Annotated in this window: 14 protein-coding genes; 6 read left to right on the forward strand and 8 right to left on the reverse strand. The window is 71.3% G+C overall.

Annotation, left to right across the window (positions count from 1 at the left end):
• Window positions 1-24: 24 nt before the first annotated feature.
• Window positions 25-2,967, reverse strand: a complete 2,943-nt coding sequence (locus ACH4YL_RS34440; protein ID WP_398511446.1) for a beta-N-acetylglucosaminidase domain-containing protein — start codon at window positions 2,965-2,967, stop codon at window positions 25-27.
• Between the two features lie 258 nt (window positions 2,968-3,225).
• On the opposite strand from ACH4YL_RS34440, the gene ACH4YL_RS34445 reads away from it, so the two are divergent.
• From ACH4YL_RS34445 to ACH4YL_RS34465, 5 genes are all read left to right on the forward strand, one after another.
• On the forward strand, window positions 3,226-3,453 hold the full coding sequence (locus ACH4YL_RS34445) for a hypothetical protein (protein WP_398511447.1): 228 nt from the start codon (window positions 3,226-3,228) through the stop codon (window positions 3,451-3,453).
• Window positions 3,454-5,541 (forward strand): 4-alpha-glucanotransferase, encoded by a 2,088-nt coding sequence (malQ, locus tag ACH4YL_RS34450; RefSeq protein WP_398511448.1) that lies wholly within the window; start codon window positions 3,454-3,456, stop codon window positions 5,539-5,541.
• A 122-nt stretch (window positions 5,542-5,663) separates the two neighbouring features.
• On the forward strand, window positions 5,664-5,900 hold the full coding sequence (locus tag ACH4YL_RS34455; protein WP_398511449.1) for a hypothetical protein: 237 nt from the start codon (window positions 5,664-5,666) through the stop codon (window positions 5,898-5,900).
• Between the two features lie 232 nt (window positions 5,901-6,132).
• The gene (locus tag ACH4YL_RS34460; protein WP_398511450.1) at window positions 6,133-7,056 is read left to right on the forward strand and encodes a DMT family transporter; all 924 of its coding nucleotides are present in this window, start codon (window positions 6,133-6,135) and stop codon (window positions 7,054-7,056) included.
• Window positions 7,053-7,976 carry a LysR family transcriptional regulator gene (locus ACH4YL_RS34465; RefSeq protein WP_398511451.1) on the forward strand — a complete coding sequence of 308 codons (924 nt, stop codon included), beginning with the start codon at window positions 7,053-7,055 and terminating at the stop codon, window positions 7,974-7,976. Before ACH4YL_RS34460 ends, ACH4YL_RS34465 begins: the two co-directional genes overlap by 4 nt.
• A gap of 28 nt (window positions 7,977-8,004) precedes the next feature.
• Here the strand turns inward: ACH4YL_RS34465 and ACH4YL_RS34470 are convergent, their stop codons facing one another.
• A complete protein-coding gene (locus tag ACH4YL_RS34470) occupies window positions 8,005-8,607 on the reverse strand; it encodes an NADPH-dependent FMN reductase (protein WP_398511452.1) in 603 nt (200 codons plus the stop codon).
• A 133-nt stretch (window positions 8,608-8,740) separates the two neighbouring features.
• On the opposite strand from ACH4YL_RS34470, the gene ACH4YL_RS34475 reads away from it, so the two are divergent.
• A complete protein-coding gene (locus ACH4YL_RS34475; RefSeq protein ID WP_398511453.1) occupies window positions 8,741-9,589 on the forward strand; it encodes a helix-turn-helix transcriptional regulator in 849 nt (282 codons plus the stop codon).
• Window positions 9,590-9,616: 27 nt separating this feature from the next.
• On the opposite strand, the gene ACH4YL_RS34480 is transcribed toward ACH4YL_RS34475, so the two are convergent.
• The 6 genes from ACH4YL_RS34480 to ACH4YL_RS34505 form a co-directional block, all read right to left on the reverse strand.
• The gene (locus ACH4YL_RS34480) at window positions 9,617-10,237 is read right to left on the reverse strand and encodes a GTP-binding protein (protein WP_398511454.1); all 621 of its coding nucleotides are present in this window, start codon (window positions 10,235-10,237) and stop codon (window positions 9,617-9,619) included.
• A complete protein-coding gene (locus ACH4YL_RS34485; protein ID WP_398511455.1) occupies window positions 10,218-10,580 on the reverse strand; it encodes a DUF742 domain-containing protein in 363 nt (120 codons plus the stop codon). Before ACH4YL_RS34485 ends, ACH4YL_RS34480 begins: the two co-directional genes overlap by 20 nt.
• Window positions 10,577-10,990, reverse strand: a complete 414-nt coding sequence (locus ACH4YL_RS34490; protein ID WP_398511456.1) for a roadblock/LC7 domain-containing protein — start codon at window positions 10,988-10,990, stop codon at window positions 10,577-10,579. The genes ACH4YL_RS34485 and ACH4YL_RS34490 overlap by 4 nt, the downstream gene beginning before the upstream one ends.
• The gene (locus tag ACH4YL_RS34495; protein WP_398511457.1) at window positions 10,987-12,453 is read right to left on the reverse strand and encodes a sensor histidine kinase; all 1,467 of its coding nucleotides are present in this window, start codon (window positions 12,451-12,453) and stop codon (window positions 10,987-10,989) included. Before ACH4YL_RS34495 ends, ACH4YL_RS34490 begins: the two co-directional genes overlap by 4 nt.
• A 218-nt stretch (window positions 12,454-12,671) precedes the next feature.
• The gene (pepN, locus tag ACH4YL_RS34500; protein WP_398511458.1) at window positions 12,672-15,245 is read right to left on the reverse strand and encodes an aminopeptidase N; all 2,574 of its coding nucleotides are present in this window, start codon (window positions 15,243-15,245) and stop codon (window positions 12,672-12,674) included.
• A gap of 128 nt (window positions 15,246-15,373) precedes the next feature.
• Window positions 15,374-16,402, reverse strand: coding sequence for an aspartate-semialdehyde dehydrogenase (locus ACH4YL_RS34505; RefSeq protein ID WP_398511459.1), 1,029 nt, complete (start codon window positions 16,400-16,402; stop codon window positions 15,374-15,376).
• Window positions 16,403-16,471: the final 69 nt, after the last annotated feature.

Here is a 16,471-nt window from a genome sequence, read left to right on the forward strand (position 1 = left end):
CCGCCCCGGGCACTCGTGCGCCGCTCACTCCGCGACCGCGTACGCCTCCACCGACCACAGCGAGTAGCCGTACTGCGTCGCCCGCGCCTCGCCCTGGACCCGTATGAAGCGGGTGTCCCGGCTGTCCATGCGGATCGATTCGCGTCCGCCCCTGCCGTCCCTGACCGTGGCGGCCGTGCGCCAGCTGCGGCCGTCGGCCGAGACCTGGATGCGGTACCTGGTGGCGTACGCGTCCTGCCAGTGCAGCACCACCTGGCCGACCCTGGCGGGCCCGGACAGCTGGAGCTGCCACCAGGCGCCGTCCTCCGCGGGTGAGGACCAGCGGGTGTTCGGGTCGCCGTCGAGCGCCGCCGCCGCGGGGAAGTCGGCCGTCTCGTCGCCGGAGGAAGTGGCGAGTGCACGCCGCGCGAGATCGGGACCCCCGGTGCGCGGGTAGGCACGCACCGTGAGCGTTCTCTCCTGGCCCGCGAAGGACAGCGGCACCTCGTACTCCCCGGCCGGCGTGCCCGCCGGGACGGTGACCTCCACCGGCACGGTCGTCAGCACGCCCCGCGGGACCGTCGTCTGCTTCGGCACCGTCACCTTGATGCCCGCCGGAGCCTTCGCGGTGAGCGAGCCCCGGACCTCGCCCGGGCGCTGCGGGGTCAGCTGCACGCCGGCCCGCAGCGAGCCGCCGCCGATCTCCGCGTCCGCCTCGCCGCGTACGAGATCGACTCCGGCCGCCGGCTCGTCGGCGAACCACGGCACCAGGGACCGTACGGCCACGGGCTCGGATCCGGCCCGTGCGATGCGCACCGCGTCGACCCGAAGGCCCTTGGTGTCGGCCTGGGTCCAGCCGCTGGGGGAGAGGGGGCCGAGGGAGCGCCAGCCCTCGCCGGGGACATGAGCCTCCAGGCGGCCGGAGCTCCGTCCGGCATCACTGGAAGGCTCGGTCATCGCGGTCACCGCCGTGACAGGGCGCGCCCGGTCCAGCCAGACCGTGTCGTCGCCGGCCGTGTCCGCGACGCGGTCCGCACCCGTCCAGGCGGCCGACGCCTTCGCGGCCCGCTCCAGGAACGGGTTCAGTACGCCCTTGCCGACCGTGGCATGGCTCGCCGCAAGCCTCTTGCGCAGCGGCTCCAGGTCCAGCGAGGCGCGCCAGGCTGCCGCGCCGTCGCCGCGTACCTGCGCCTGGAGCATGTCGACGGAGAGCTCGCCCGCCCGGCCGTACCGTGCCAACTGCTCCAGCCACGGCCGTACTTCGTCGTCCAGGTGCCCGTCGGCGGGTTGCTTCAGCCGCTTCGGGGCCTCGCGCATCACGGTGAACGCTGCGCGGAGAGAAGCGGCCGCCCGGTCCCTGGCCGCCGGATCCGCCGCCGCGTCCTGCGATGTGCGCGAGCGCCAGAAGTCGTCGAGGAGCGGCTTCAGATAGCCCGATTCGGACGGGCTGAGGATCGAGGAGGCGTGGTTGCCCGCCAGCGCGGTCAGCGCCTCCCTGGTCTTCTCGTCGCCGCCCGCGAGATCGTTTATGGCGGCCTTCCACGACTCCTGCGGCCGGTAGCCCTTCGGGTTCCAGGCGTAGTCGGCGGCCGTGAACAGCGGGATGCGGGAGGCGGACGCCTGCTCCATGGCGTTGGCCAGCAGGGCGGCGGAACCGGTCGCGACGGCCGGCTCGCGGCCCGTGTACGGGCCGAGGAACATCCGGTCCTGGGCGTAGTCGTTGACCGGATAGTTGTCCATGGTGACCAGCGGGTGCTTGAACGCGTCGCGCGCGCCCGCCAGTTCACGCCCGGTGATCGTGCGCGGCACCACGCCGACGCCCGTCCACGCCACCTGTACGCGGCTGTCCAGGGCGTTCGCGAGCGCCTGCCGGTAGTCGGTCGCGCCGTCCTGGTAGAACTCCGTCGGCATCAGCGACAGCGGCTCGGCCCCCGGATACCGGTCCGCCAGATGCTGCGCCACCGCGCCCGCGACCCGCGCCTGTGCTCTGGCCGCCGCCTCCGGTCCCGAGCCGAACCGGGCCGCGTCCTCGTCGCAGTGCCACTCGCTGTAGCTGACGTCCTGGAACTGCAGCTGGAAGGCGCGCACACCCAGCGCCCACATCGCGTCGATCTTGCGCGTCAGCGCTTTGACGTCGCCGTTCTTGGCGAGACACATCTCCTGCGCGGGCGCGACGGCCCAGGCGAGCGTGATGTGGTTGCGCCGTGCGCGGTCGGCGAGTCCACGGAACTGGGTGCGCTGAGCGGCCGGATAGGGCTCGCGCCAGCTCGCCTGCCGGAACGGGTCGTCGCCGGGCGCGTAGAGATAGCGGTTCTGCTTGGTGCGGCCCATGAAGTCCAGCTGCGCCAGCCGCTGTTCATGGCTCCACGGCCGGCCGTAGAAGCCTTCCGTCATCCCGCGTACGGCCGTGCCGGGCCAGTCGCGTACGACAACTCCCGCGACAGTTGCACGGCCGGCGGTACGCCCGATCAGCTGGCGCAGCGTCTGGACGCCGTGGAACAGACCGTCCTCGCCGACGCCGTCGACGGCCACCGTGTCCCGGCCCTGGACCTGGCCGACCGCGATCCGGTAGCCGCCCGCGGGCAGATCGGCGCGTTCGGGCGCGCGCAGGGCGCGCAGCGCATCCTGTGCGCCGGAGCCGCCGATGCGTACGACAGGACCGCGTCCGGGCAAGGTGGTGTAGAGGGTCTGCACACCGGACTTGCGCAGCAACTCGTGCACCAGTTGCACGGCGTACGGATCCGCATCCTGGTCCGCGACCACCGTCGCCTCGTCGCCCAGTGCCACGCCGGCGCCCGCCGCACGCATCGTCTGCGGCCGGGGCCACACGGCGGGCAGCGCCGCCTCGCCCTCCGGGTCCGTGGCGGTACGGGCCGGTGAGCCCGGGTCTTCGGGAGCGGCGGCCGCGCTGTGCGCGCCGCCGAGGAGACTGCCGATGACAGCGACGGCGACGGCCGTGGCCGTACGCCTCCCGCGCGCGAGCCGCACGTCCGTCTCCCCTCGATCTCCCCTGATGTTCCGGTCGGTTTCGAGCCCACCACCACCACACTGAGGGTGTCAATGCGCGTGGCCGTTGTGCACCTTTTGCCTGATGGGATGGATTGTTGGCTCCGGGTGACACAACTGCCGGACGGGGAACGGATTGTGACGCGGAACACGTTGACTGATCGTGCATGTCTGCGGCCGCGCCCGCTGGGTAGGCACGCAGTGTCCCGTTACCGTCAGTTCAGTCTGGAGTGACCCACCGTGGCTGCATCCGCACACCTGCTGCTCTCCGCCCTGACCAAACCGCTCCCAGAGATCCCGGGCCCTCTGTCCAAACAGGTCCCGGGCCCCGGCCCGCTGACCAGCGAGCCCCCGCTCGCCCACGCCGCACCTCTCACCAGTGAACCCCCGCTCGCCGACACAGCGCCCCTCACCAGCGAGCCGACCGCCCCCGGAACGGCCGGAGGCACTCAGTCCCCAGGAGTCTGAATGGGCCTTGCCCGGCTCGCCGCGCTGCACGGAGTCGCCACCGACTACTCGCCCTCCGAGGGCGTGACAGTCCCTGTCCCCGATGCCACGGTCGTCGCCGTCCTCGCCGCGCTCGGCGTGGACGCCGCCACGCCCGGTGCGGTACGGGAGGAACTGGCCCGCGCCGAATCCGCCGCCGCGGGACGGTTACTGCCGCCCACGGTGGTGCTGTGGCGCGAGGACGCGGAGGCAGGCCCGGACGCCCAGGCCGATGCGCTGCCGGTCGCGCTGAGCCGGCTGCCCGCCCGCACGGCCCTGCGGGTCGAGACGGAGGCGGGCGCTTCGATCGCGCTCGGCGGGCCGTCCGGCCGGCGGCAACTGCCGTACGGCGTGCACCAGCTGTATGCCGAGGCTCCCGGCGGCCGGACCGGCCGGGCCACGCTCGTCGTCGCCCCGGCCCGCGCGCCTCAGCCCCGGCAGCGCTCGCACGGACTCCTCGTACAGCTCTACTCCCTGCTCTCCGCCCGCTCCTGGGGCATGGGCGACCTGGGTGACCTCGCCGAGCTCGCGACCTGGTCCGGCCGGGCGCTCGGCGCCGGGTTCGTGCAGGTCAATCCGCTCCACGCCGCCGTCCCCGGCACGCCCACCGACCCCTCGCCGTACCGACCTTCGTCCCGCCGTTTCCCCGACCCCGTCCATCTGCGCATCGAGGACATCCCCGAGTACGCGTATGTCGGCGCAAAAGAGCGGCAACGGCTCGAGGAGCTCCGCGACAAGGCGGCGGAGCTGCGCGAATCCGTGCTGGACAAGGGCTCGTTGATCGACCGCGACGCGGTGTGGGCGCTGAAGCGCGAGGCGCTGGAGATCGTGCACCGAGTGCCGCTCGGCCCCGGCCGCCGCGCCGACTACTGCGACTTTCTCGCCGAGCAGGGCCAGGCGCTGGAGGACCACGCCACCTGGTCCGCGCTCGCCGAAGTGCACGGCCCCGACTGGCACTCCTGGCCCGCCGGCCTGAAGGACCCGCGCTCGCCCGAGACCGCGCGGGCCCGGCACGAGCTGATGGAACGGGTCGACTTCCACTGCAGGATCGCCTGGCTCACCGACCGTCAGCTGGCCGCCGCTTCCCGGGCCGCTCAGGACGCGGGCATGGACGTCGGGATCGTCCATGACCTGGCCGTCGGCGTGCACCCGGGCGGCGCGGACGCCTGGGCGCAGCGGGACGCGTTCGCCGCCGGGATGTCGGTCGGCGCGCCGCCGGACGCGTTCAACGCACGCGGCCAGGACTGGGGCCTGCCGCCGTGGCGGCCGGACGTGCTGGCCGCTTCCGGGTACGGCCCGTACCGCGGACTGCTGCGGGGCCTGCTCAGGAACGCGGGAGCGCTGCGGATCGACCATGTCATGGGCCTGTTCCGGCTCTGGTGGGTCCCGGAAGGCAGTCCGCCCACCGAGGGCACCTATGTCCGCTACGACGCCGAGGCGATGCTCGCGGTCCTGGTCCTGGAGGCCCACCGGGCCGACGCCGTCGTCATAGGAGAGGACCTCGGCACGGTCGAGCCGGGCGTCCGGGAGACCCTGACGCGCAGGGGAGTGCTGGGCACGTCGGTGCTCTGGTTCGAGCGCGACTGGGCGGGCTCGGGCCGCCCTCTGGCGACCGGCGAGTGGCGCGAGGGCTGTGTGGCCACCGCGACCACGCACGATCTGCCGTCCACCGCGGCCCGGCTGACCGGCGAGCATGTGGAGCTGCGGCACCGCCTCGGCCTGCTCGCCCGGCCGTTGGAGCAGGAGCGCACGGAGGAGCTGGCGGACGTCAGCGAGTGGCTGGACCTGCTGAACGGACTCGGACTGCTGCCGGAGGGCACGGGTGACGAGGAGGGGCAGATCCGCGCGGTCTACCGCTTTCTGCTGCGTACACCCGCCCGGATGGTCGGCGTCTGGCTGCCGGACGCGGTCGGCGACCGCCGGCCGCAGAACCTGCCGGGGACATGGGAGCAGTATCCGAACTGGCGGCTGCCGATCGCGGACGCGGAAGGCCGCCCGGTGACCCTGGAGGAGCTGGCGGCCTCGCCGCGGATGCACGCGCTGATGGAGGTCTTCGCGCCGCGGCCGTGACCACGGGCCCGAGCCCGGCGCTCTGCCGCACTCCGCACGGCGCCCGCTGCCGCGCCCTCCGCCGCACCCCGTACGGCACCCCCGGACGCGCGGCCGCGATGGCCGTTCGCTACGTTGGCACCGTGGACAAGAAGAACGCTTTGCGCGCCGGCGCCATCGCCGCCGGTACGACGCTGATGATGCTGCTCCTGTCGTCGCCCGCGCTCGCCGCGACCCGCGACGACGGCGACGACCCGGGCCCGGGCCTGAGCGTGGCCGAGACGCTCGGTCTCTACGTCGCGGCGCCGTTGGGTATCTTCCTGCTGATCATTGGCCTGGTGATGGTCCTCGACAAGTCGTCGGACAGGCAGCCGGGCTGACCTGACCGCGCGGCTCAGTTTTTGATCAGGGCGCTCCGAGGTGTGCAGACACCTCCGGGCGCCCTTGTCGTGCCTCCAGCGGTGCCCGAGTGTGCCCGGCTCCCGAGACCGTTCAGTTTTGCTTCACGCAATCGTCGAAAGTATTCGATGGACCTAAGAGGTCGGTCGAAGCGACGGTGGATCACGTAACCCAAGCCGATCCCCGCAGGGGAGAACAGGTGCGTGATGCCCGATGGCACTCCTGGACCGCGTCCGCAGCAGTGAGACGGCCACGGCGGGGAGGGTGCGGCGGGCCGGTGGCCTCGGGCTGCTCCTCGCCGCGGTCGCGACGGTCGTCTGGTCGGGGTCCTTCGTCACCTCGCGAGCCCTGCACGACTCGGTACCGCCCGTCCAGGCCGCCTTCTGGCGCTGGATCGTCGCGATCGTGGCCGTCGCGCCGTTCGCGATACGGGCGACCTGGCGGCAACGGGCCCTGATCCGCCGCAACTTGGGCTACGTCACGCTGGCCTCCCTGCTCGGCGTCACCGTCTACAACACACTCGTCAACCAGGCCGGACTGACCACTCCCGCCGGGAACATGGGCATGATCATGGCCGCGTCGCCCGTCGTGATGGCGGTGTACGAACGCCTCGGCGGCGCGCGGCTCGGCGCGCGGCGGGTCATCGGGATGGCGGTCGCCTGTGGCGGTGTCCTGCTGCTGGTCGGCGACGGATCGCTCTCGACCTCGTTCGCCGCGGGCGACCTGTGGATGTTCGCGGCGGCGCTCAGCTTCGGCTCGTACAGCGCACTGCTGCGGCGGCGGCCGGCCGAGATCGGCGGGCTCGTCTTTCTCTTCACCACCTTTGTGCTCGGGGCGCTGATGCTGCTCCCGGCGTACGGGATCAGCCTCGCCCGGCACGGCGGCTTCGAACCGATGGCCGGGACGGTCGGGCCGCTGGTGTACGTCGGGGTCTTCTCCTCCGCTGTCGCGTTCCTCGCCTGGAACAAGGCCATCGCGCTGATCGGCGCTGCGCGCGCGGGAGTCGTCTACTACCTGCAGCCGGTGTGCGTGGCGTTGCTGTCCTTCGCCGTGCTGGGCGAGCCGACCGGGCCGGTGCAGGTCGTGTGCATGGCGCTGATCCTTGGTGGAGTGGTCACGGCTAGCGTGCGGACATGACCGAGTGGGACATCAAGAAGCTGCAGATCCTCCGCACGCTGAGCGAGCGCGGGACCGTCACGGCGACGGCGGAGGCGCTGCTCATGACCCCCTCGGCCGTGTCGCAGCAGCTCTCGAACCTCGCGAAGCAGCTGGGAGTGCCGCTGCTCGAAGCGCACGGGCGGCGGGTCAGACTGACCGACGCGGCTCATCTGGTGCTGCGGCACGCGGAAGCGGTCTTCGCCCAACTGGAGCGGGCGGACGCGGAGTTGACCGGGTATCTGCGTGGCGAGGCGGGCGAGGTGCGGGTGGCGGCCTTCGCCACGGCGGTGCCCGCGCTGGTGGTGCCGGCGGTACGGCGGCTGCGTACGGAGCATCCCGCGCTGGAGGTACGCGTACGGGAGGCGGAGGCGCGCGAGGCGTACGAGCTGCTGCTGTCGGGCGACGTGGACGTGGCGCTCTCGCTCGCCGCGCATGCGCCGTCCGCGCGGGACCCGAAGTTCAGCCGGGTCCCGCTGCTGGCGGACCCGCTGGACGTGGCCCTGCCGGCGGGCCATCCACTGGCCGCGGCCTCGGACCTCCGGCTCGCGGACCTGTCCGGCGAACCGTGGATCTTCGGTGGCAGCGGACCGTGGTCCGAGATCACGCTGGCCGCCTGCGAGGCGTCCGGCTTCGTCCCCGAACAGGCCCACTCGGCGTCCGGCTGGACCGCGATCCTGGCGATGGTCGAGGCGGACATGGGCGTCGCGCTGATCCCGCGGATGGCGGCGGCGGAACGGGAGCGGCGGGCGGGAGTGGCGATGCGCGAGCTTTCGGCGGACCAGCCGCGGCGGCACGTGGTGGCTGCGGTGCGCAGCGGCGCGGAAGAAGGACGGGGAGTGGGCCGGGTGCTGGAGGCACTGCGGGCGGTGTCGCTGTCCCCGCCCCACCCCTTCCCGTAACCCGGGACAGCCCCACGGGCCCCGCCCTTCACGCCGCTGCGGAACCGGTCTCCTCGCGGGCCGGCCGCAGCAGCGTGCCCCACAGGTGGAGTTGGTCCAGCAGGGTCTTCGCCGCTGTTGCCGGGCCCTCGGGGTCCCGCAGCGTGCCGTCGGTGTCGAACAGCTCGTAGTAGCGCGGGAAACTCACCACGTCACGCAGTGTGTGCGCGTGGAGTTCGGTGAAAACCTGGCGGAGGTGTTCGATCGCCAGGATGCCGCCCGTGCCTCCGCTGTAGCCGACGAAGCCGATCGGCTTCAGGCCCCACTCCGTGTAGTGCCAGTCGATCGCCGCCTTCAGCGAGGCGGGATAGCTGCGGTTGTACTCGGGGGTCACGATCACGACCGCGTCGGCCGCCGCGATCCGGCGCGTCAGGTCGGTCATCTCCGCCGGGCGGGCCAGGTTCGGGTCCATTGCCGGCGGCACCGGTGGCAGAGCCAGAGGCAGGGGTGTGTCCGCGAGGTCGATGACGTCGACCGCGAACTCGCCGTGCTGCTCGGCGTGCTGGACGAACCAGTCCGCCACCACCGGACCGAACCGCCCTTCCCTGACGCTTCCGATGATCACCGCGAGGTTGAGAGGAGTGCTGGACATGTTCGTGCTCCTTGGATGCCGTAGCTGCGTTGTGACTCCAACATCACCCCGCGGCCCGCCGCCAGGAAGACCGGGCCAAGGCTGGTAGCAGCAGGGCCACCCTCCACGCCCTCCCGCCTGTTACGTTCGAAACGTGAGCGACAACGAGCTCGGCATCTTCCTGCGTACGCGTCGCGAAGCCGTCGCACCCGCCGATGTCGGGCTGCCCGCGGGCCCCCGTCGTCGTACGCCCGGACTGCGCAGGTCAGAAGTCGCCACCCTCGCCGGGGTCAGCGTCGAGTACGTGACCCGGCTGGAGCAGGGGCGCGACCGGCGGCCGTCGCCGCAGGTGCTGTCCGCGCTCGCCGAGGCGCTGCGGCTCGGCACCGCCGAGCGGATTCATCTGCACAAGCTGATCAAGGCCGCCGACGGCGGCTTCACCTGCTACGGCGCCGCGCTGCCGAACCGCACCGTGAGGCCCACCGTGCAGGCCCTGATCGACCGGCTCGAACCCGCGCCCGCCGTGCTGCTCAACCGGCTGAGCGAACTGCTCGCCTGGACCGCGGCGTACGAGCGCATCGCCGGGCCCGTCGGGCTTCTCGACGGACGGCCGCCGAACCTCGCGCGCTTTGTGTTCACCGACGACCGGGCGCGCGCCGTCTACCCGGACTGGGACCGGGTCGCGGACGAACAGGTCGCCGCGCTCAAGCAGGGCCCGTTCCGCGTCGATCCCCATGTCGCCCTGCTCGCCGACGAGTTGACGCTCACCGTCGGGCCGGATTTCGGCGGGCGGGTGGACACGCTGCCCGGGCTGCCGAAGTCCAGCGGTGTCGGGCGCCTGGTCCACCCGGAGGCGGGCGAGCTCCGGCTCGCGTACGAGACGCTCGAGCTGCCCGCCGACGACGACCAGCGTCTGCTGGTCCACTTCCCGGCCGACGACGCCACATCCGCCGCCCTGGACCGGCTCAATGGACGAAGGCCGGGAGGCCTCCGCGCCGTCTAGAAGCGGACTACGGGACGGGCTACGGGACTACGACGCCTCCGTCGTCACCGCCAGCGACTGCAAGTACCGCATCAGCGCCATCAGCACGTCCCGGCTCGATCCTCGCAGCCGCGCGTCGCAGTCCACGATCGGCACCGACGCCGGCAGATCGAGCGCCGCCCGCACGTCCTCGAGCGGATACGCGGGCGCGTCCGGGAACGTGTTGATCGCCACCACGAACGGCACCCGCCGCTCCTCCAGCCGCCCGATCACATCGAAGCTGACCTCGAGACGCCGCGTGTCGACCAGCACCACCGCGCCCAGCGCACCCTCGAACAGGCCGCGCCACAGGAACCAGAACCGCTCCTGGCCCGGCGTCCCGAAGAGATACAGCACCAGCTCCTCGTTGATGCTGATCCGGCCGAAGTCCATGGCTACGGTCGTCGACGTCTTGCGTTCCACGCCGGCCGGGTCGTCGATGCCGACCCCGGCCTGCGTCATCGTCTCCTCGGTGGTCAGCGGCCGGATCTCGCTGACCGAGCCGACCAGGGTCGTCTTGCCGACTCCGAAGCCGCCCACGATGACCACCTTGACGGCGGCGGTCGCCGTCTCCGGCAGCACGTCCTCGCTGCGCGGCCCCACGGCCTGCTCAGAGCTTCTGAAGTCCATCGATCACTGCCTCAATCAAAGCGCGGTCGGGGAGTAGGGCTGGCTGGACCGGTGCGCGGGCCAGTACCCGGTCCTCGGCCAGCAGATCGCTGAGCAGCACGGTGACGACGCTCACCGGAAGACTCAGATACGCGGAGATCTCGGCCACCGAGAGCGGCGCATGGCAGAGCCGGATGATCGCGGCCTGTTCCGGCTGCATGCCGTGGCGCGCGCCCGACTTGGCCACGATCAGCGTGACCAGGTCGAGCGTGGTCGGCACGGACGAACCGCTGCGGCCGCCCGTGATGACGTAGAGCCGTTCGGGGCTGGCTTCCTCCCAGTCCTCCCGGCCCGGGTTGCTCACGCGGTCTGCCGATCGTGCCGCGGCGGTGTGCTCAGGTGCTCTCCGATCCGCAGCACGAGGTCGCGCATCCGCTGTCCCATCAGCCCTGCGTCCACGCCTTCGTTGGCGAGTACGGCGAGGAACGCGCCGGACCCGGCCGCCATCAGGTAGAAGAAGCCGCCGGTCATCTCGATGACGACGAGATGCATCCGGCCGTCGCTGTGCGGGAGTTCGGACGCGACCGCGCCTGCCAGGCTCTGCAGCCCGGCGCAGGCGGCCGCCAGCCGGTCGGCCGTGTCGTTGTCCGCGCCGTACTGAGCCATGCGCAGCCCGTCCGCGGACAGTACGACGACGTTCCTGGTCTGTGGGACACCCTCTGCCAGGTCCTTGAGCATCCAGTCCATGTTGGTCTGGTTGGACTGCTGGATCATGGCTGCGTATTCCCCTTGTCAGTCTGGGTGGTCTCACCGGACAGGCCGCTCTGGAAGGCGGCAAGCCACATGCCGGGCTGCACCGAGGGTGCGGCCTCCGGCTCGGGCTCGGGCGCGGCAGCAGTGGCCGGTGCGGTGACGGGGGTCTTGCGGCGCCGCTGCGGCAGACCGGTCGGCGTCCTTTCGCTCACGACGGGGACCTCGTCGTCCGTGGTCATGGGTCCGGTGACCGTCCTCGACGGAAGCTCGTCGCGGATCGCGCCGAGCGTGTCGTGCGTACCGGTCGTCGCGGAGATCGTGCCGGCCGGCAGGGGCCCGGAGGACGCGCCGATGCCGTGCGCGAGGCCGGTCGCCGACGAGGCGGTGGTGATCAGGCCCTGCGGTACGACGAGAACGGCACGCACACCGCCGTACGCCGACGAACGCAGCGAGACCTGGAAGCCGTACAGCTGGGCCAGCCGGCCGACCACGGCGAGGCCGAGGCGCGGCGTCTCGCCGAGGTCGTTGACATCGATGCCCTGCTGGGCCTGGCGGAGCATGCGCTCGGCCCGCTTGCGGGCCTCCTCGCTCATGCTCACGCCGCCGTCCTCGATCTCGACGGCGATGCCCGACTGGACGTCGACGGCGGTCAGATGGACCTTGGTCTGCGGCGGCGAGTAGCGCGTGGCGTTGTCGAGCAGTTCGGCGAGCGCGTGGATCAGCGGCTCGACGGCGGTGCCGACGACGGCGACCTCGGAGACCGAGTGCAGTTCGACGCGCTGGTAGTCGATGATCCGCGACATCGCGCCGCGCATCACGCTGTAGAGAGGTACGGCCTTGCTCCACTGGCGGCCGGGCCGCGCACCGCCGAGTACGGCGATGGAGTCGGCGAGCCGGCCGATCAGGGCGGTGCCGTGGTCGATCCGCAGCAGATCGCCGAAGACCTCGGGCTGCTTGCCGTGCCGGTCCTCCATCTCCCGTAGTTCCTGGGCCTGTTGGTGGACGATGGCCTGCACGCGGCGGGCGATGTTCACGAAGGCGCGCTGCGCGGACTCGCGCAGGTCCTCCTCGGCGACGACGGCGTCGAGCACCGAGCTGAGCACGGCCTGGTGCTCGGCGGGCGCGTCGAGGGACTCGAGTACGTCTTCCGGGAACTCGCCCTTGCGCAGCCGCTCCACGACCTGCGGCAGCAGATCGCCGGCGAGCCGCGCGGTCTCGGCCTGCTGGCGTGCCAGCACCGCCTCACGCTCCGCGAGCCTGGCGCTCAGCTGCTCGACGCGGCGGCCGCGCCGGGCGCTCTCGGCGCACGCGACGGTGACTGTGGCGACTGCTGTGACACCGACCCAGACAACGGCGGCGCGTGCGGAGCTCGAGACCAGCACGGCGGCAATCGCCGCGGCCGCGGCGATGACGACGACGGGCACGAGCCACCCCAGGGGGGCCGCGCTCCGCGGACTTCCGGTCGACGTTTCCTGTCGGACCATCAGCACCCTCAACCATCGGATCGGAACGGAAGTGATCATATGACGACGGTCGGAGAGCATATCCGTGTCTAGTTACGACAGATGACGGGGGGTCATGAAAATCGGCGCGGATTTGGCTCGATGTATGCGCTTGGAAATCGCGAAGGCGTCCGGGTCCTGGGACCCGGACGCCTCACCGTCGATTTTCGGCCTTCACGGCCTCAACTTCGGTGCGCCGGTTAGGCACCCGCCGCCGCGTCCGCAGCCTGCGCCTTCAGCGCCCGTTCGACGCCCGCACGGGACTCCGAGATCAGCCGCCGCAGGGCCGCGTTCGGCTGGGCCGAGGCGAGCCAGGCGTCCGTGGCGTCCAGGGTGGCCTGCGAGACCTGGAGCACGGGGTAGAGGCCGACCGCGATCTGCTGGGCGATCTCGTGGCTGCGGGACTCCCACACGCCCTTGACCGCCGCGAAGTACTTCTCCGTGTACGGCGCGAGCAGCTCGCGCTGGTCGGTCTGGACGAAGCCCGCGATCACCGCCTCCTGCATCGCGTTCGGCAGCTTGTCGTCCTCGACGACCGCCGCCCACGACTCCGCCTTCGCCTCCGGGGTCGGCCGGGCCGAGCGGGCCGTGGCCGCGTGGCGTTCGCCCGCCGCCGTCTTGTCCCGCTCGTGCTCCGCCGCGATCTCTTCCTCGTCGAGCACACCGACCGCCGCGAGCCGCTGCACGAACGTCCAGCGCAGCTCGGTGTCCACCACCAGGCCCTCGATCGTCTCGGTGCCGTCGAGCAGCGCACGCAGCAGATCGAGCTGCTGCGGCGTCCGCGCGGTCGCGGCGAAGGCGCGCGCCCACGCCAGCTGGTGGTCGCTGCCCGGCTCCGCCGCGCGCAGATGCGCCAGCGTCGCGTCCGTCCACAGCGTCAGACCCGTCTCGCGCCACTGAGGCGCCCCGTACAGGTCGATCGCCAGCTTCACCTGGCGATGCAGCGACTGGACCACGCCGATGTCGCTCTCCTTGCCGATGCCGGACAGCACCAGCGCGAGATAGTCCCGGGTCGCCAGCTCGCCGTCGCGCGTCATGTCCCAGGCGGAGGCCCAGCACAGCGCGCGCGGCAGCGACTCGGTGAAGTCGCCGAGGTGTTCGGTGACGACGCGCAGCGACTCCTCGTCGAGCCGGACCTTCGCGTACGACAGGTCGTCGTCGTTGAGCAGGATCACCGCGGGACGGCGGGTGTTCTGCGGGAACGGCACGTCCGTGAGCTCGCCGTCCACGTCCAGCTCGATCCGGTTCGTACGGACCAGCTTGCCGTCGCCGTCGAGGTCGTAGCAGCCGATCGCGATGCGGTGCGGCCGCAGCGTCGGCTCGCCCTTCGCGCCGGCGGGCAGCGCGGGAGCCTCCTGGCGTACGGAGAAGGAGGTGACATGTCCCTCGCCGGAGATCTCGATCTCCGGGCGGAGGATGTTGATGCCCGCCGTCTCCAGCCACTTCTGCGACCAGTGCTTGAGATCGCGGCCGGAGGTCTCCTCCAGCGCGCCGAGCAGGTCGGTCAGCCGGGTGTTGCCGAAGGCGTGCGCCTTGAAGTACGCCTGCACGCCGCGGAAGAACTCGTCCTGGCCGACATACGCCACAAGCTGCTTCAGCACCGACGCGCCCTTGGCGTACGTGATGCCGTCGAAGTTCACCAGGACGTCGTCCAGGTCACGGATTTCGGCCATGATCGGGTGCGTGGACGGCAGTTGGTCCTGCCGGTATGCCCAGGTCTTCATGGAGTTTGCGAATGTGGTCCAGGAATGCGGCCACTTCGACTCCGGGTGGTACGCCTGGCAGGCGATCGACGTGTAGGTGGCGAACGACTCGTTCAGCCACAGGTCGTTCCACCACTCCATGGTGACGAGATCGCCGAACCACATGTGGGCGAGCTCGTGCAGGATCGTCTCCGCGCGCGTCTCGTACGCCGCGTCCGTCACCTTGGAGCGGAAGACGTACTGGTCGCGGATGGTCACCGCGCCCGCGTTCTCCATCGCGCCCGCGTTGAACTCCGGCACGAAGAGCTGGTCGTACTTGGCGAACGGATACGCGTAGTCGAACTTCTCCTGGAACCACTCGAAGCCCTGCCGCGTGACCTCGAAGATCGCGTCGGAGTCGAGGAACTCGGCGAGCGAGGGGCGGCAGTAGATGCCCAGCGGGACGCTCTGCCCGTCCTGCTCGTAGCTGCTGTGGACCGAGTGGTACGGGCCGACGATCAGCGCCGTGATGTACGAGGAGATCGGCGGCGTCGGCTCGAAGTGCCAGACGTTGTCCTTCGGCTCCGGCGTCGGGGAGTTGGAGACGACCGTCCAGCCCTCGGGAGCCTTCACGGTGAACTGGAAGGTCGCCTTGAGGTCCGGCTGCTCGAAGCTGGCGAAGACCCGGCGCGCGTCCGGCACCTCGAACTGCGTGTAGAGATACGCCTGCTGGTCCACCGGGTCGACAAAGCGGTGCAGGCCCTCGCCGGTGTTGGTGTACGCGCAGTCCGCGACGACCTTCAGCTCGTTCTCGCCCGCGTGCAGCTGCGTCAGCGTGATCCGCGAGTCCCGGAAGACGGCGGCGGCGTCCAGCTCCCTGCCGTTCAGCACGACCTCGTGCACGGCGGGCGCGACCAGATCGATGAAGGTCTCCGCGCCGTCCTCGGCGGAGTCGAAGCGCACGGTGGTCACGGACCGGTAGGTGCCGCCCTCCTGCGCCCCGCTCAGATCGAGGTCGATCTCGTACGAGTGGGTGGTGAGCAGGCGCGCCCGCTGCTGCGCCTCTTCGCGGGTCAGATTCGTGCCAGGCACGCGGTGTCTCCTCGGGTTCGCGACTTTTGCCGTCATCTTTCCACGAGGCACCGTTGGGCCGCCTGTAGAAAAAACCGGCACAAAAAGGGGCGGCACCGCGCGGTGCCGCCCCTCCTGCCTGCCCGGTCTCAGCCGCGCAACTCCTCCGCGACCAGCTCCGCGATTTGCACGGCGTTCAGCGCCGCGCCCTTGCGCAGGTTGTCGTTGGACAGGAACAGCGCGAGGCCGTTGTCGACGGTCTCGTCCACCCGGATCCGGCCGACGAACGAGGCGTCCTTGCCGGCCGCCTGCAGCGGCGTCGGGATCTCGGAGAGCTCCACGCCCTCCGCGTCCTTCAGGAGCTCCTGCGCGCGCTCCACGCCGATCGGACGCTCGAAGCGGAGGTTGACCTGGAGCGAGTGGCCGGAGAAGACCGGGACCCGGACGCAGGTGCCGGAGACCTTGAGCTCGGGGATCTCGAGGATCTTGCGGGACTCGTTGCGGAGCTTCTGCTCCTCGTCGGTCTCGAAGGAGCCGTCGTCGACGATCGAGCCGGCCAGCGGCAGCACATTGAAGGCGATGGGCCGCTTGTAGACGCCGGGCTCCGGGAAGTCGACGGCCCCGCCGTCGTGGGTCAGCTCGGAGGCGTGCTCGACGACCTTCTTCACCTGGCCGTCGAGCTCGGCGACACCGGCGAGGCCGGAGCCGGACACGGCCTGGTAGGTGGTGGCGACGAGCGCCAGCAGGCCCGCCTCCAGGTGCAGCGGCTTGAGGACCGGCATCGCGGCCATCGTGGTGCAGTTCGGGTTGGCGATGATGCCCTTGGGGCGGTCCTTGATCGCGTGCGGGTTGACCTCGGAGACGACGAGCGGCACCTCGGGGTCGCGGCGCCAGGCCGAGGAGTTGTCGATCACGACGGCGCCCTGGGCAGCGACCTTCTCGGCGAGGACCTTGGAGGTCGCGCCGCCGGCGGAGAAGAGCACGATGTCCAGACCGGAGTAGTCGGCGGCGGCCGCGTCCTCGACGGTGATCGTGCGGCCCTCCCACTCGATCGTGGAGCCCGCGGACCGGGCGGAGGCGAACAGCCGCAGCTCGTCGACCGGGAACTTGCGCTCGGCCAGGATCCTGCGCATGACTGTGCCGACCTGACCGGTGGCTCCGACGATTCCGACCCTCACGGTGACTCCTTCTGTCTGGCGTGCGACGCGGGCAGCCTGCCCATCATGCGTATGACCCCGGTCTTCTTG

The organism is Streptomyces sp. NPDC020681 (genome assembly GCF_044334895.1).
GTDB lineage: Bacteria > Actinomycetota > Actinomycetes > Streptomycetales > Streptomycetaceae > Streptomyces.

Excerpts from the sequence above, each read along its gene's own strand:
- malQ (WP_398511448.1), top strand. The coding sequence starts at position 3,454 with ATGGGCCTTGCCCGGCTCGCCGCGCTGCACGGAGTCGCCACCGACTAC.
- ACH4YL_RS34460 (WP_398511450.1), top strand. The coding sequence starts at position 6,133 with ATGGCACTCCTGGACCGCGTCCGCAGCAGTGAGACGGCCACGGCGGGG.
- ACH4YL_RS34465 (WP_398511451.1), top strand. The coding sequence starts at position 7,053 with ATGACCGAGTGGGACATCAAGAAGCTGCAGATCCTCCGCACGCTGAGC.
- ACH4YL_RS34470 (WP_398511452.1), bottom strand. The coding sequence starts at position 8,607 with ATGTCCAGCACTCCTCTCAACCTCGCGGTGATCATCGGAAGCGTCAGG.
- ACH4YL_RS34480 (WP_398511454.1), bottom strand. The coding sequence starts at position 10,237 with ATGGACTTCAGAAGCTCTGAGCAGGCCGTGGGGCCGCGCAGCGAGGAC.
- ACH4YL_RS34490 (WP_398511456.1), bottom strand. The coding sequence starts at position 10,990 with ATGATCCAGCAGTCCAACCAGACCAACATGGACTGGATGCTCAAGGAC.
- ACH4YL_RS34495 (WP_398511457.1), bottom strand. The coding sequence starts at position 12,453 with ATGGTCCGACAGGAAACGTCGACCGGAAGTCCGCGGAGCGCGGCCCCC.